The sequence below is a fragment of the Devosia sp. genome (genome assembly GCF_028290645.1).
Classification (GTDB): domain Bacteria; phylum Pseudomonadota; class Alphaproteobacteria; order Rhizobiales; family Devosiaceae; genus Devosia_A.
Genome location: NZ_JAQGJL010000291.1, coordinates 1 through 14,985 on the forward strand (window position 1 = coordinate 1; position 14,985 = coordinate 14,985).

Annotated in this window: 16 protein-coding genes and 1 pseudogene; 10 read left to right on the forward strand and 7 right to left on the reverse strand. The window is 64.7% G+C overall.

Features of this window, described 5'->3' with window-relative positions; genetic code table 11:
- Window positions 1–309: pseudogene (locus JWQ89_RS15605) on the reverse strand (phosphoesterase); the annotation flags it as partial.
- A gap of 147 nt (window positions 310–456) precedes the next feature.
- Between JWQ89_RS15605 and JWQ89_RS15610 the strand changes: the two are divergent.
- Genes JWQ89_RS15610 through JWQ89_RS15625 form a run of 4 tightly spaced genes read left to right on the forward strand, consistent with a single transcriptional unit; the run spans window position 457 to window position 3,973 of the window.
- On the forward strand, window positions 457–1,050 hold the full coding sequence (locus JWQ89_RS15610) for a hypothetical protein (protein WP_299642446.1): 594 nt from the start codon (window positions 457–459) through the stop codon (window positions 1,048–1,050).
- Complete coding sequence (locus JWQ89_RS15615) at window positions 1,047–1,874, forward strand: hypothetical protein (RefSeq protein ID WP_299642447.1); 828 nt, start codon at window positions 1,047–1,049, stop codon at window positions 1,872–1,874. Before JWQ89_RS15610 ends, JWQ89_RS15615 begins: the two co-directional genes overlap by 4 nt.
- A gap of 22 nt (window positions 1,875–1,896) precedes the next feature.
- Window positions 1,897–2,622: a winged helix-turn-helix domain-containing protein gene (locus tag JWQ89_RS15620; protein WP_299642448.1), complete on the forward strand. Its 726-nt coding sequence runs from the start codon at window positions 1,897–1,899 to the stop codon at window positions 2,620–2,622.
- A complete protein-coding gene (locus JWQ89_RS15625) occupies window positions 2,615–3,973 on the forward strand; it encodes an ATP-binding protein (RefSeq protein WP_299642450.1) in 1,359 nt (452 codons plus the stop codon). The genes JWQ89_RS15620 and JWQ89_RS15625 overlap by 8 nt, the downstream gene beginning before the upstream one ends.
- Window positions 3,974–4,009: 36 nt before the next feature.
- Here JWQ89_RS15625 and JWQ89_RS15630 read toward each other — a convergent pair whose 3' ends face one another.
- A complete protein-coding gene (locus JWQ89_RS15630) occupies window positions 4,010–4,387 on the reverse strand; it encodes a PepSY domain-containing protein (protein WP_299642451.1) in 378 nt (125 codons plus the stop codon).
- A 358-nt stretch (window positions 4,388–4,745) separates the two neighbouring features.
- Here JWQ89_RS15630 and JWQ89_RS15635 point away from each other — a divergent pair, with 358 nt between their 5' ends.
- On the forward strand, window positions 4,746–5,471 hold the full coding sequence (locus JWQ89_RS15635; protein WP_299642453.1) for an outer membrane beta-barrel protein: 726 nt from the start codon (window positions 4,746–4,748) through the stop codon (window positions 5,469–5,471).
- 49 nt (window positions 5,472–5,520) lie between these two features.
- Here JWQ89_RS15635 and JWQ89_RS15640 read toward each other — a convergent pair whose 3' ends face one another.
- Complete coding sequence (locus JWQ89_RS15640) at window positions 5,521–7,176, reverse strand: sulfotransferase (RefSeq protein WP_299642455.1); 1,656 nt, start codon at window positions 7,174–7,176, stop codon at window positions 5,521–5,523.
- Between the two features lie 175 nt (window positions 7,177–7,351).
- The gene (locus JWQ89_RS15645; RefSeq protein WP_299642456.1) at window positions 7,352–8,257 is read right to left on the reverse strand and encodes a S1C family serine protease; all 906 of its coding nucleotides are present in this window, start codon (window positions 8,255–8,257) and stop codon (window positions 7,352–7,354) included.
- A 151-nt stretch (window positions 8,258–8,408) separates the two neighbouring features.
- Here JWQ89_RS15645 and JWQ89_RS15650 point away from each other — a divergent pair, with 151 nt between their 5' ends.
- Together JWQ89_RS15650 and JWQ89_RS15655 are read left to right on the forward strand one after the other, a co-directional pair.
- Complete coding sequence (locus JWQ89_RS15650; RefSeq protein WP_299642457.1) at window positions 8,409–8,810, forward strand: cupin domain-containing protein; 402 nt, start codon at window positions 8,409–8,411, stop codon at window positions 8,808–8,810.
- A gap of 144 nt (window positions 8,811–8,954) precedes the next feature.
- Window positions 8,955–9,941 (forward strand): aldo/keto reductase, encoded by a 987-nt coding sequence (locus JWQ89_RS15655; RefSeq protein ID WP_299642458.1) that lies wholly within the window; start codon window positions 8,955–8,957, stop codon window positions 9,939–9,941.
- Between the two features lie 124 nt (window positions 9,942–10,065).
- Here JWQ89_RS15655 and JWQ89_RS15660 read toward each other — a convergent pair whose 3' ends face one another.
- The gene (locus JWQ89_RS15660) at window positions 10,066–10,458 is read right to left on the reverse strand and encodes a hypothetical protein (RefSeq protein WP_299642460.1); all 393 of its coding nucleotides are present in this window, start codon (window positions 10,456–10,458) and stop codon (window positions 10,066–10,068) included.
- Between the two features lie 32 nt (window positions 10,459–10,490).
- Window positions 10,491–11,105, reverse strand: coding sequence for a Rieske (2Fe-2S) protein (locus tag JWQ89_RS15665; protein ID WP_299642461.1), 615 nt, complete (start codon window positions 11,103–11,105; stop codon window positions 10,491–10,493).
- 333 nt (window positions 11,106–11,438) lie between these two features.
- Here JWQ89_RS15665 and JWQ89_RS15670 point away from each other — a divergent pair, with 333 nt between their 5' ends.
- The 3 genes from JWQ89_RS15670 to JWQ89_RS15680 all read left to right on the forward strand — a co-directional run bounded on the left by JWQ89_RS15670 (window position 11,439) and on the right by JWQ89_RS15680 (window position 14,790).
- Window positions 11,439–13,166: a PQQ-binding-like beta-propeller repeat protein gene (locus JWQ89_RS15670; RefSeq protein ID WP_299642462.1), complete on the forward strand. Its 1,728-nt coding sequence runs from the start codon at window positions 11,439–11,441 to the stop codon at window positions 13,164–13,166.
- A 62-nt stretch (window positions 13,167–13,228) separates the two neighbouring features.
- The gene (locus JWQ89_RS15675) at window positions 13,229–13,972 is read left to right on the forward strand and encodes a hypothetical protein (RefSeq protein WP_299642463.1); all 744 of its coding nucleotides are present in this window, start codon (window positions 13,229–13,231) and stop codon (window positions 13,970–13,972) included.
- Between the two features lie 47 nt (window positions 13,973–14,019).
- Window positions 14,020–14,790: a pentapeptide repeat-containing protein gene (locus JWQ89_RS15680; RefSeq protein ID WP_299642464.1), complete on the forward strand. Its 771-nt coding sequence runs from the start codon at window positions 14,020–14,022 to the stop codon at window positions 14,788–14,790.
- 11 nt (window positions 14,791–14,801) lie between these two features.
- Here JWQ89_RS15680 and JWQ89_RS15685 read toward each other — a convergent pair.
- Window positions 14,802–14,985, reverse strand: a 184-nt coding sequence (locus JWQ89_RS15685; protein WP_299642466.1) for a hypothetical protein, incomplete at its 5' end; no start/stop codon positions are given.

The window sequence follows — 14,985 nt, forward strand, 5'->3', positions numbered from 1 at the left end:
GAACGCCGCCTCGCGCCGCTTGCCGTCCATGACGAAGTAGATCACCACCGCCGCCACCAGCAGGCCCAGCACCGAGAAGCTGCCGAGCCCCGTAATGTCGCGCACCGCTTCCTGCACCCACACCGGGCCCAGCGGATCGGCCGGATTGCCCGGCTCGCGGAACATCGCGATCACGGCGTCATCGAAGGTCAGCGTGTTGCCTTCGATCACCTCGTCGGCGATCAGCCCGAAGCCGCCGAGCAGCACGGCGATGGCGACGACTGTGATGATCAGGCCCTGGCTGAGGCCGCGACGTTCTGAACGTTCCATGGTGTGACTGATGTCACGGGAGCGGGGCGCAGTCACCTCGTACCGGTCAATTTTTACAGCGTTGTATAGTTTCGGACAGCGGCAGTTGAACTGGCCGCACCATCCTCCGGGCCGCTGCCGCTGGGCAGTTCGTACCTGGAGTGAACAATGAAGCCCTTGCTGATCGGGATTGCCGTCTGCGTGCTGAGCCTGCCGGTCACCGGCGCCGTCGCTATCGTCAGTCCCGCCTTTGCCGCAGCCGCCGTCAGCGAACTGGGGGACCTCTCCAGCCTCAGGACGATCGCAGCCGATACGCTCGACCTCGCCAACAAGCCGGACCTCGCCGCGGCGCAAGCCCGCATCACCGATTTCGAGACCGCGTGGGACGCCGCCGCTGCGGACCTCCGCGCGAGGAACGCCGACAAGTGGACCGCCATCGACGCCGCGGCCGACGATGCCATCGGCTCCTTGCGCGCTGCCACGCCCGACAGGGACGCTGTCGTCAGGTCCGTCACAGCGCTTCTTGCCCAGCTCGACAATCCCGGCGCCGGCGTCTCGGTCACCGATCTCAACGGCCGCCCCGTCCCCTGCGAAGATCTGTTGAAGCAGCTGCGCGCCGCCGAGGCCGCCCACGCCCCCGTTGATCCCGCTAAGGCAAAGGTCGCCGAGCTCGAGAACAAGGGCATCGAGCGCTGCAACGCCGACGACGACAAGCGCGCCGACGGCTTCTTCGCCGATGCCATCAAACTGATAGGTGCATGATGCAACTCACTGTCGCAGACGAGGCCGCCGGCCTGGCCGGTCCGGACAACCGGAGCGTCGGAGCGCCGAACCGAGTGCCGCGGGTCACCGCGGAGTTCTGGCTCATCAAGCTCATGGCGGTCACCGTCGGCGAGACCGCCGCGGATTTCCTCGCGGTCAATCTGGGTCTCGGCCTGGAGCTGACGACGTGGATCATGACCGCGGTGTTGCTCGTCGCCCTCGCCCTGCAGTTCGCGCAGCGCCGCTACGTGGCAGCGACCTACTGGCTCGCCGTGGTCTTGATCAGCGTCGTCGGCACCCTCATCACCGACAATCTCGTCGACACCTTCGGCGTGCCGCTCGAGGTCACGACGATCGCCTGCGTCCTGCTCCTCGCGGCGACATTCGCGATCTGGTACGCCAGCGAGCGCACCCTCTCCATTCACACGGTCGTCACCACCCGCCGCGAGATTTTCTACTGGCTGGCCGTGCTCTTCACCTTCGCGCTCGGCACCGCCGCGGGCGACCTCGTCGCCGAGCAGATGCAGGTCGGCTACCTGGTGACGGGCATCATCTTCGGCGGGGTCATCGCGGCCGTCGCCATCGCCTACTTCGTGCTCAAGATCGACGGAATCCTCGCCTTCTGGCTGGCCTACATCTTCACCCGGCCACTGGGCGCGTCCTTCGGCGATCTTCTGTCACAGCCCGTCGAATATGGCGGGCTGGGCCTCGGAACGATCATCACCAGCCTGATCTTTCTGGGGATCATCGCCGGGCTCGTTATATACCTGACGATGACCAGGCGCGACGCGGAGACCGTTATGGAGTCCTCCGCTGCCCTCTAGTCGTGCTAAGCGGTGATGCCTGATGGCGGGCAGCCACCCCCGCCATCAGGCCCGCTTCCTGGAAAGGGCATCGCTCTTGCGGATCCTCGTCGTTGAAGACGACAAGCGCACCTCCGACTACGTCAGCCGCGGCTTCGCCGAGGCCGGCCATGTCGCCGACGTGCTTTCGGACGGGCGCGATGCCCTGTCGCACGGCACGCGCGAAAACTACGACGTGATGGTCATCGATCGCATGCTGCCCGGCCTCGACGGCCTGTCGCTGGTCAAGGCCCTGCGCGCTTCCGGTACCACGACCCCGGTGCTCTTCCTCACCGCCATCGGCGGCGTCGACGACCGGGTGGAGGGCCTCGAGGCTGGCGGCGACGACTATCTGGTCAAGCCCTTCGCCTTCTCCGAACTGATGGCCCGGCTCAACGCGCTCGCCCGCCGCCCTCCGGCCCAGGTCGAAAAGCCGAGGTTGATGGTCGCCGATCTTGAGCTCGATCTCGTCCGTCATACCTGCCGCCGCGGCTCGGTGCCGATCGAGCTGTTGCCCAAGGAATTCGCCCTGCTCGCCTACCTGATGCAGAACGAGGGGCGCATCGTCACCCGCACCATGTTGCTCGAGCGCATCTGGGATATCCATTTCGACCCGCAGACCAGCGTCGTCGAAACCCATATCAGCCGGCTCCGCGCCAAGGTCGATCGGCCGTTCGACGAACCGCTGATCCACACCATCCGCAACACCGGCTACAGCCTGCATGCTTAGGGCGCTGGCGCGGAGCACGCCGTTCCGGCTCACCGTACTGCTCGGCTGCGCGTTCCTCGCCGCGCTCGTCATCGCTGGCGGCCTCGCCCTCTACCTCGTGCAGCGCGACCTCGACCGGCGGACGGACCAAGCGATCGCCAGTACCTTTGCGGTCATCGCCCAGTCCTACGGCGAGAACGACGTTACCGACATGGCCGATACCGTGACCAGTCACGCCAACGCCTCGCCGGATGAGTCGCAGCTCTTTCTCCTACGCGATCCGGGCGGGGCCGTGCTGGCGGGCAATGTTCAGCAGGCCGACGTCGCGCCGGGCTGGTCCAATGCCGAATCACAAGCCTTCGGCCTGCCGGCGGGCGGCAACCGCTACCGCGCCTATCTCGGTCAGGTCGGTGGCTACTCCCTGCTCGTCGCCACCAGCTTTGCCGAGAGCCGGGCCATCGCCGGGCTCGTCATGACCAGCCTCGCCTGGGCCGGCGTGCTGTTCGGAGCGCTGCTGCTCGCCCTCGGCCTCTTCGTCGCCGTCCGGGCGCAGCGCCGGCTCGACACTATCGCCACCACCATGCAGCAGGTCGGGCACGGCAACCTCGATGCACGAATTCCGGTGGGGGACCGCCGCGACGACATCGGCGACCTGTCCCGGCAGGTCAACGCCGCCCTCGACCGCCTGACGGCGCTCGTCGAGGGCATGCGGCAGGTCAGCGTCGACATCGCCCACGACCTGAAGACCCCCCTCAACCGCCTGTCCATCACCGTCGAAAACGCCATCGCCAGCGATGAAAGCGGCGAACCCGTCGGCCAGTTGCTGCTGCAGGCCGAGGAGGAAAGCCGCCAGATCAACCGCACCTTCGACGCCCTGCTCCGCATCGCCCAGCTCGAATCCGGCGCCCGCCGCGCCCGCTTCGTGGCGCTGCAGCTGGCGCCGATCCTTCGCACCATCGAGGAACTCTATGCCGAGGTGGCCGAAGAGGCCGGCCAGCGCCTGACGCTCGGCATCGCCAACGATCTGCCGGTCATCAGCGGCGATCGCGAACTCCTCGTGCAACTGATTGCCAATCTGGTCGAGAACGCCATCCGGCACTGCCCCTCCGGCGCCGAAATCACCATCGAGGCGCGGCGCGACGGCAGGGATCTGCTGTTGAGCGTCGCGGACACCGGCCCCGGAATCCCGCCCGAGGAGCGCGATCGCGTGTTCCAGCGCCTCTATCGTCTGGAAAAGAGCCGCACGACGCCCGGCTCCGGGCTGGGCCTGAGCCTCGTCAAGGCCATCGCGGACCTCCACGGCGCACCCATCGTGCTCGAGGACAACGCTCCCGGTCTCCGCGTGACCCTCAGGTTTCCGCCCCGGAATTGAGAACGGGCCGGATCGCGTGATCCGGCCCGGCCAGGCTTACTTCTCGCCGGCGGCCTCGGCGCCGCCGTTGTCGTCGTTCTCGTTCTCGGTCTCGCTCGCCGACTCGTCGCCATTGTCGTCGGCGGTCGCCGTCACCACGCCGGTCTTGGCGTCGACGGAGAAGTTGGCTTCCGTGCCGTCGGGCTGCAGCACCGTGACATGGTAGACGGGCATGCCGCCCTCATCCACGAGGGTGAGCTCGACGACTTTGCCGGCCCCTTCCTTTTCTGCCGACGCCACCGCATCTGCGGCAGAGACGGTTGCCGCGGCAAGGCTGGCGACTTCGGTGCTATCATCCGAGGAGGCGGCAAAGGCCACTCCGCTGCCGAGCCCGAGAGCGAGCACCGCTGCGACAAGTACGTGTTTGGTATGCATGTTGGTCTCCAGGTTTGAGTGGGTCTCCTGCCCACCGCCCCGTCGTCCTAGGACCCCCGATTGTCCCCTGCCTGTCCCGAGCCTTACAATTCCGTAAGCCCGGCAAGGGCCATCGCCCCGGATGCTGCGATCGTCACCTGGCCGACTGGTTACGCTTACGAATAGTTAAACGGCGACTTTAGTCGCCATCAAAATACCAACTTTTGAGCAAACATCGGGCGCGTTCGAATGAAAATGCGGCAGTGTCGTGACTTTGCGGCAACAAACTGGGCCAAATACGGCTGCATCGCCCCAGATGTGGTTGCACAACGACTGAACCCGCGTACCCTGAGGCTCTAGGACATCGCAGGAGAATCGAATGCGGACCACACTACTTGCTGTTTCTGCCGTTGCACTTCTGGCGGGCATTGCGCCGGCCGTTGCGGCGGACCTCGTTGCCTATGAGCCCGGGGTGGTGTCGGCACCCGCTCCGGCCGGATTCGACGGTTTTTATGCCGGCGTGTCGCTTGGTGGGGCTTCCATTGGCGGCGACATCTTCGACAACAACTATTCGAACAACGAAGGCTGGAACCCCGCTGAGACTGCCGCTGGCTTCCTTCTCGGTGGGCAGATCGGCTATAACTTTGCTGTCACCGACAGTTTCATTTTTGGCCTCGAGGCCAGCGCGTACGCCGTGTTCGCTGAAGACACGATTTGTAGCCTCGACGAGGGCTGCGGCGACTATCAGAGCGGCGACAATCCGTCGGTAGCCTTCAATCTCAACGGTCTCGGTGCGATCAATGCGAAGATCGGGTTCACAGCACTCGACAACTTCATGATCTACGCTTTGGCCGGCCCCGCCATCGCAAGCGCCACCACCCACCACTGGGACTCCAACGAATACGACGGCCAGAATAGGCTGTTTGCCGGCTGGGACGTGGGCATCGGCGCGGAAATGATGGTGTCCGACAATATGTCGCTCGGTCTCGAAGCCCGCTACTATGACTTTAGCAACAGCGACACCTGGTTCGATGCCTCCGATGAGGAATTCGGGGCGTCGCCCACCGTCTGGACAGTGGCGGCCACGGCCAACGTTCACTTCTAGGAACCCGTGGGCTCCAGGAAGTCAGGGGGCGCCCGAGGCGCCCCCTGAATCATTCTGCGTAGCCGAAATGCTCGACCCAGCGATCAAGCACCTTGGTCTCGGGGCGCCCGAACAGGAACGCGTAGGCGGCACGAGTTGACTGCACGCCTACGGACAGACCCCCACGTACCTTCTGATAGCTGGGCGTGCGCGTCGGGCGAGCCGCCGCCAATTCGGGAAAGCGCATGATTTCCTCGTCCCATTGCGCCCCGACAAAGCCCAGCACGCCTTTTACGGTTGGAACGAAGTCTTCCACCAACTGCTCATACCGCACATAGTGGACACGCTCGGAATTTCCCAGCTGGAATACCGAGAACCAGCGACTCATCACGAAGTCGTAGAGACGACAGGCGTCCTCGATCGAGCGGAAATTCTCCATCGCTGCGTTCGGCTTGAACAGCTGCTTGAAGCAGCTGAGGATCACGTCATGCGGGTGCCGGATGGAAAAAATATAGCGCCGCTCCGGAAACAGTTGCTCGAGCAATTGCACCTCGGCCGTGTGGAGCGGCATCTTGTCGACGAAGAACTGCGCCGCAGTCTTCAGGCCGTGCCGGTTGATCTCACGATAGTATCGCTGCCGCGCGATCATGCCATCCTCGGGCTTTACCGTTCCATCCTTGCCCGCGTGGATTTCCAGATAGTTGATCGCGCTGGCCAGAGCCGGTACCTCCTCCATCGTTTCGATCAAGGGGTGCGCCGCCAGGGCGTTTTCAAGCAACGTGGTGCCAGACCTGGGAAATCCCAGCATGACAAGATGATTGGCCGCTCGTTCGTCGGATGGGAGCGGTTCCAGCTTGAACAGCGAGTGGCGCAATATGGCCCGCGGATAGGCCTTGGGGTCGATGTCCTTCGATCCAGTGGACGCATTCTGGCGCTGATAGGTCGTGTAGGCTTGCCGATGGTCGCCCATGCGCTCGAAGGCCTCGGCTTTCGCTCGGAGCGATACGACGACCATCCGGGGATCGAGCCCGTTCATCGGCACCGCCTGCAGCAGTTTCTGGGCTTCCTTGGCGCGCCCGTCCTTAACCAGGAGGAAGCTGGTGAAGATCGCGACCTCTGCAGGGTAGACGTCAGCCTGGCGAAACGCCCTGCAGACCGCAGCAAGCAGCTCCGGCTGATTGGCGTTCAGCAACGTATTGAGAATTGTATAGGGCCCCCTCGACTCGCCCGGCTGGACCAGGATGCAGCGGACCATCCACGGCAACGCCCGCTGCCAACCACCCAGCTGCTCCGCGTCGCTTCGCGCGTTGTTGAGGTGTTCCAGCGCACCCTCGGCGAAGAACAAGTCCAGGTCGATTTCGAATAGCTCGTCGTTCGCAAGCGCCAGTGTGGCCCTGATCCTGCGCTCCCTGAGGACCCCGACATCCGGCGCCGGCTTTGCGAGGCAAGCCTCAACGAGGTCGTACTCGAAGATGCTCATGAAATACTCGCAGGCCCGGGACCATACGGCGCCGAACTGCGCCAGATCCACTGCGGTCGGCCACTCGGCTGGGCGGAGGGCCTTCAGTTCAATCAGGGCAGCAAGGGCGGCTACGCGTAGCACCTGGTCAGACGAGTTCAACAATGTCCGATAGTACGCCGGCAGCCCCTGCTTGCAGATCGCCAGCGCAGACAGACTCTCGATCACGCGCAGCGGATCAGTGCCGATGCCAGGGTGGGCGTTCATGGAGATCTCTCCGGCCAAATAAACATTGAGTACAAGTACCCTATCGTCACCGGGCATTGCTAGGCGTAGTATCCGCGTTACACGCGCTGCCCTCCAGGTGCGCGTGAGCAGCCCGGGAAGTAGAGCGTTCCAACTCAATGCTTCCCAGGCAATCACATCGCCCACATTTCGTTGGCTATTGCAGCTGCGGCCGTTTCAGGAAGCTGCTGCGATCCGCCGACTTGAGGCGGAGCCAGGTATCCCGGCCGTCGCGCACGATCCGCATCGGCAGTTCCGCTCCGACCGGCCCGCTGCTCCACACCTTGCGGTAGAAGTCGGCGAGGCCCTCGACCTCGCTGTCGCGGACATCCGAGATGATGTCGCCCTGGCGCAGCCCCGCCTTGGCGGCCGGACCGCCCTCGGCAACGCTCATCACCACGACATCGCCGTCGCTTTCGGCGGAGAACACCCCAAGCCACGGCCGCGGCGGGCGGTTGGCCTGGCCGCGCGTCAACAGGTCATCGAGAATTGGCGGCAACAGGTCGATCGGCACGATCATGTTGATGTCTGCCGCCTCGCCGCTGCGCACCATTTGCAGCCGCAGCGAGCCGATGCCCAGCAGCTTGCCCTCGGGGTGGATGAGGGCGGCGCCGCCCCACGAAGGATGCGCGGGCGCCGTGAAGATCGCTTCGTCCAGCAGATATTCCCAGTAGCCCGCGAATTCCTGCTTGGCGACGATGCTCGCCCGGATGGACCGCCCGGTCGCGTCCGCGAACACCACCGGATCGCCGATGGCGGCCTTGCTCGACTCGCCCAGTTCCAGCGCCGGGAGGTCCAGCTGGCCCAGTGCCTGCACCAGCCCGAAGCCGGTTTCCTGGTCATAGGCCAGCGCATGCGCCGGGACGACCCGGCCGTCATGGGTAGTGAGCCAGACCTCATCGGCCTCGGTGATCAGATAGCCGATCGTCAGCACCAGCCCGCTTTCCCGAATGACCACCCCGCTCCCCTCCCGCAGGGTCCCCAGGCCCGAAGCGGTGAAGGCGTCCTCGGGAATTGACGAGCGAACGGCAACGATTGACCGCAGAGAAGGATCGATAATCATGCTCTTGTCCTGATAAAGCGCGCCACTCGGGTCTGGAAGTCCCTATGATCAGCCAGACTATGCGGGGCCTTCACAAAAAGTAGGAGGCGGGAGGACCAGCCGCAAGCCCTGCGACCTTTGGAACGACGCTCTCTATATTGGAGGATGCGGAATGAAGATCAGTCGTGCAGGTTCCCAGCCCTCGCAAAGGGGGCCGGCAGAGTGGTTTACCGGCACCGTTCGGATAGATCCCCTGTTTGCGGCCGAGCCCCCCGCTCTTGCGGTCGGCAATGCGGTCACTTTCGAGCCAGGCGCCCGGACCGCCTGGCACACTCATCCCCTGGGCCAAGTGCTCGTGGTCACCGCTGGCTATGGCCGGGCGCAGCGTTGGGGCGGCGCCATCGAAGACATTCGGCCCGGCGACGTGGTGCGGTTCGAGCCCGGTGAAAAGCACTGGCACGGGGCCACGCCAACCACCGCACTGACCCACATCGCCATTCAGGAGGCCTTGGACGGCCAGTCCGTCGACTGGCTGGAACATGTCGCCGACGAGCAATACCTCGCGGAGAACTAAGGCCATCAGCGAGGATATCGGGGTACGATCGTCGCCCTCATAGGCCCGAACACCGGTCTCGGCCAGCTCGCGATACGCCGTCTCGGGCCCCCGCCAATCTCTCCAGGGCCGCGAACCAAACCTGGAACTGAAGGAGCATTTCAGATGCAGAAGCGCAAACTTGGAAGCACCGGCCTCGAGGTCTCAGCCATCGGCCTTGGCTGCATGGGGATCAGCCAATCCTACGGACTGCCGATGGAAACGCCGGATGCGGTCCGCCTGATCCGGGCGGCATTCGAGCGCGGGGTCACCTTGTTCGACACCGCCGAGGCCTACGGACCGTACAAGAACGAGGAGATCGTTGGCGAGGCGCTCCAGCCCATCCGCGACCAGGTGGTGATCGCCACCAAGTTCGGTTTCGACCTGGCCAAGGCGGGCAAGAGCGGAGTGGACAGCCGCCCCGAGCATATCCGGGCGGTTGCCGAAGCCTCCCTGAAGCGGCTCAGGACCGACCGCATCGATCTTTTCTATCAGCACCGCGTCGATCCGGACGTGCCCATGGAAGATGTCGCGGGCACGGTGAAGCAGCTGATCGAGGAGGGCAAGGTGAAGCATTTCGGCCTCTCCGAAGCCGGCGTCGCCAATATCCGGCGCGCCCATGCCGTCCAGCCCGTGGCCGCCTTGCAAAGCGAGTACTCACTGTGGTGGCGGGAACCGGAAGAGGCGATCCTTCCGGCGCTGGCCGAACTCGGCATCGGCTTCGTCCCTTTCAGCCCCCTGGGCCGAGGCTTCCTCACCGGCGCCATCGCCCAGAGCACGACGTTCACCAGCAACGACTTCCGCAACAAAGTCCCCCGCTTCGCGCCGGAGGCCCGGAAGGCCAACCAGGCGATGGTCGATGCGATCGGCACGATCGCCGCCGAAAAGCAGGTGACCGCTGCTCAGGTCGCCATCGCCTGGCTGTTGGCGCAAAAGCCGTGGATCGTCCCCATCCCCGGCACCACCAAGCTCCATCGCCTCGAGGAGAACATCGGAGCGGCGGGCATAGAACTGACGGCAGACGATCTGGAGAACATCGAGGACGCGGTATCGGCGATCACCGTCGAGGGCGAGCGCTACTCGCCGCAACAGCAGACACAGATCGACCGCTGAGAGGAGCGGCCCCTCGCCTGGGTGTTCATCAGGGGCTTCAAGCTGCCCGAAGCCGCCGCCAGCTAAAACGAAAGGGCGGGTCAGCGATGACCCGCCCCTTGGCGTAACGTCTCGGTCGTCGAGCTTACTTGGTGGGCGCCGCGCAGGCCGGGAAGTCGCCTTCTGGCCCCTCGCCGTCCACCAGCGTCACGTTGATCGCCGATTGCTGCTCCTTGATCAGGAGCGTGCCCGGGACCGGGTCGTCGTGGCCGCTGTCGCAGCGGACCTTGACCTCCCACGCCGCCCCGTCCGTGACAGACGTGTCCGCCGTGGCGCTGGAGATCAGGCAGACCGCCCCCGAGAATCGGATGTCCTTGGTGGTGAAGACCGTGTTGTCCCCGCCGCCGGACTGGCTGGCGCCGCCGGCATGGACCGCACATCCGTTGGGCGTCCCATAGGCCTGCTGCAGCGGCAACTCCGCTGCCGTGGCCGCGACCGTGAGGAGGACCATTCCCGCAAGCGTCGAGATCGAACGCATCTTACTTCCTCATACGTATGTGACGCAGGCACTCAGCGGTCGTCGTCGCCGACCGAGTCGCCGCCGATGCGTGAATCGAAGCCCTTCGCGATGACCAGCTTGCCGTCCGCCACGGCCAGTGCCACCTGCGGCAGCTTCCGCTTGGCGGGCCCATGGGCAACCTTGCCGTTGCTCTTGGGATCGAACCGCGAGCCATGGCAATCGCACGCGATCAGTTCCCCATCGAGACTGGTGTTCAGCGGACAACCCGAATGCGTGCAGATGAGCGTGTAGCCCAGCACCCCGTCGCCTGCCATTGCAGCCGACTCGGGCGGCAGGGCATCTGCCTCATATCTCAGCAGCAGGATGCTGTTGGTGAACTCGCCGCTCCGGACCACGCCATCGGGCGACATGGCCCAGGCTTCGGTCGGGTTGCTGTTCAGCCGGATGTCTTCGGGCGACAGGGGCGTGGTTCCCAGCGAGGAGACGAGAAAGTCTCCGGCCTGCGGGGGCATCGCATCGGCGGCGTCCTGCGCGAAGCTGGGACGAACGCCGGCGAGGCCCGCGATGCCGAGGGCAGCACCCTGGAGGATGGTTCTCCGGTTGAGGTTTGCACCGCAGCCACAAGCATGCGCTGGGAGTCGAGGCTCCTTGGGGTCGTGTGACATTGTGGTCCTTTCTGCAACCGACGGCCAGGAATATGGTCTGTTCTGCAAGGATCAGGAACGGCCGGATTTTCAAGGGAACCGGCTTGCCTGACAGCTGCGATCAGAGCGCTATGGCCCGTCTACAGGGTCGGGCCATTGCGATGCCTTATGTTCGATATTGCCACACTGGGCCGTGTGGCAAATTGACATGACCCCCCGTATCCGATTGCTTTCATCTGTCCTACAGGACCGTCTGCCTCAGCGGGGGGCGGAGCGCGCTTCAATAGAAGCAATGGAGAGGAACTAATGTTTCGAGCAAGTCTCGCAGCCTGCCTCTTGGCGGGCAGTTTGACTTTGGCAGCACCAGTATTTGCTGCTGAAGTCACCCAGGAGCGTCTGGAAAACGCTGACAAGGAAACCGGCAACTGGCTGATGGTGCATCGTACCTACGATGCGCATCGCTTCAGCCCGTTGGATGAGATCAACAAGGACAACGTCGCGAAGCTCAAGATCGCCTTCACGACGCAGTTCGATCAGGCGACCGCGGGCGGGCGTTACGCCAGTGCCCGTAACGAAGGCACGCCGCTGGTCGAAGACGGCTTCATGTACGTCCAGGCCGGCTGGAGCCGGATCTACAAGGTGGACGTGCGCGACGGCCGATTCGGCAAGATCGTGTGGAAGGTCGACCCCGAAGTCGATCGCCAGTGGATTTCGGACGCGACCTGCTGCGGCGCCGAGAACCGCGGTATCGCGTTCTGGAAGAACGACGTGATCGCCCTCACCCTCGACGGCCGCGTGATGTCCATCAACAAGGACACCGGCGAGGTCAATTGGGAAACTCAGCAGGCCGACAAGGCCCGCGCTGAGAGCTTCACCGTCGCACCGCTGGTCATCGGCGATGTGGCGATCTACGGACCGGCCGGCGGCGAATACGGTATCCGCGGCTGGCTCGAAGGCATCGACCTCAACACCGGAAAGTCCAAGTGGCGCACCCACCTGATCCCGGGACCGGGCGAGCCGGGCTTTGAGACCTGGGTCCGCGAGGACACCTGGAAGACTGGCGGCGCCTCGATCTGGCAGACCGGCAGCTACGACCCCGAGAGCGGCCTGACCTTCTGGGGCACCGGTAACCCGGCCCCGCAGATCGACGCCGAATATCGTCCCGGCGACAACCTCTATGCTTCCAGCCTGGTGGCCCTGAATCCGGAAACCGGCGAGATGAAGTGGCACTTCCAGTTCACTCCCAACGACCCCTATGACTACGACGAAATCGGCGAAACCCAGCTGATTAAGACCGACGACGGGACTGTCGCCTGGCGTGCTGCCCGTAACGGCTTCAGCTATGCGTTCAACTCCGGCAACGGTTCGCTGATCCACGCCACGCAGTATGTGGACGACGTGAACTGGACGACGGGCATCGATCAGAAGACCGGCCTGCCGCTCAACTACGATCCCGAAGCCGACCTGCAGAAGTATGCCGAGGGCACCGTCGGTGTCCGCGACAAGGTCCCGGGCATCTACTGCCCGACCCTAGGTGGCGGCAAGAACTGGCAGCCTGCGTCGTATAGCAGCACGTCCAAGCTGGCTTATGTCACCTCGAACGAAGGCTGCTCGGCCTACCTCCCGACGGCTGCTCCGAATCCGACGATCACCGGTGGCGACTACAACGTCGCGACGGCTCAGCAGGAATGGAACGGCCGTCTGCCGGCTCCCGAGGGCACCGTTCTGCCCAAGCCGGGCACGGGTTCGGTCGTCGCGATCAATCCGCTGACTGGTGAAGTGAAGTCTAAGGTCCATCTCCCCGCCCGCGGCAATGGTATGCTCGCAACGGCTGGTGGCCTGGTGTTCATGTCGGATCGTGCCGGCTGGATGTACGCCTATGACGACGAGACGCTCGAACTGCTCTGGTCGTTCAATGTCGGCACCTCGCTCGGCTCGCCTCCGATGAGCTACGCCGTGGACGGCAAGCAGTATATCGCTGTGCTCGCCGGTGCGGCGCCCAGCACCGCTCAGATCGAGCAGGAGCCGGCCCTGAAGTACTTCACGCCGAGCGACTCGCTCTTCGTGTTCAGCATCGACTGATAACCTGAACTTTGCGGCGGGGGGTTGCCTCCCGCCGCACCCTATTCAAGAGAGCATCCCCGGTGACCAAACAGCTGCCCGTACTGGCTTTCCTTTCTCTGGCTGCGCTTTGCAGCGCCATCACCGGCGCCCCCGGCGCCGAGTTCACCCCCGAGTTTCGCACTTTGGGGCTGGGGCAAGCCGCCGGCGATATTGTCACCGAGGGCTATGGCGCCTTTGCCTGTGGCAGCAACGGCGGACCTCCTCTCGCCAGCCTGAGCGGCTGGACCGATTTCATGAAATGCGAGCCCGAAGCCAATGGCCTGCGCGAGGTCTACGCCGAGTTCGGCCGGCAGGCCGGGCAGATGGCGGAGCTGTTTCGCGAACAATATGACGACGAGCTCTGGATCCAGAAATTCGTCGGCACCCGCATGGCGAACTTCCCCGTCGTGCTGTCCCTGCTCTTCGACGAGTCGGGGATCGTGCGGGGCTACCGCGCCGTAACCGATGCCCGCGCGCCGCTCCAGGACCGCGGAAAGGCCTACCTGTTCCGCTTCCCGATCTACGAGCGCTACGGCTCGGAAGGATGGGATTGCGTCGAGCGTGATCCGGCCCCCGGCGAGACCGGCGTCGGCAAGGTCTACCTGAACGAGGTTTGCGAGAAGGACGTCGACCAGAAGCATGTGCGGGTCGAAGCTCACTTCTTCCGCAAGCCCGGCCAGACCGGCACCGATATCAACGGCATGTTCGAGCCCGGCCAGTTTGAAAGCCTGACCCGGTGGGAAGTTTTCGACCGCAGCTATACTGCGGCCACCGCAACTCCATGACCCTTCGCACGACCGCCGGCAGGTCTCGCCTTGAAGGCTTCCGTGGCATGCTCGCCGCCGCTCTCGTCGTGAGCGGCGTCGCCGGTGCGGCCCCTGCCCTCGCCGATGCGAGGCAGGACTTTCTCGACGGCACCACGAATTCCTGCACCGGCTGCAATCTCGCCGCCGCCGATCTCAGCGGACGATCGCTGGCCGGCGCCGATCTGGCCAATGCAAACCTCTCCGATGCCTACCTCTTTGGTGTCGATCTGAGCAACGCCAAGCTCGGCGGCGCCGATCTCAGCGGAGCCGACCTGACGCTGGCCAACCTCACGGGAGCTGACCTTCGGGAGGCCGTCGTCGAGTTGACCACCTTCTTCAGGGCCACCATGACCGGAGCCGATCTCGGCGAGGCGAAAGGCCAGCGGGTGGTCTTCCGCCGCGCCGTGCTTTCCAACGCCCGGCTCGATGGTGCGAAACTCCCGTGGAGCGACTTCGTGGATGGCCGGCTCGGCGGCGCCACCGCCGTCGGTGCCGACCTCACCGGAGCGCTGCTCAGGGACATCAAGATGCAGCGGGTCGACCTGACCGGCGCCGTGCTGCAACGCGCCGATCTCACGGGCGTAAATCTCCAGGGCGCCAGACTGGCCGGCGCGGACCTCTCCCACGCCGATCTCTACGGCGCCGATCTCGTCGGTGCCGATCTCACCAACGCCAATTTCTCGGCGTCGCGGCTGCTGGCTGCCAACCTCCGCGACGCGAAGATGGAAGGCACTATCTTGACCGGCGCCCTGATGCCCGACGGCAAGACCTACCAGGCGACAGCGCCCGCGCAGTAAGGCCCGTTCGCCTACCCTTGCTCCCGGTCGAGCTTCAGCGCCGCCGCCAGGTCCTCGGCTTTGACATCCAGGGCCTCCATGCCGCCACGCTCCGGCAGCATGATCGTCCGCGTCTCGAGATACGCGGTCCACGAAACGTCGAGCGTTTCGCGCCGGACATGAACCTCGAACGTCCCCGGCTCGTGCGGCCCATCG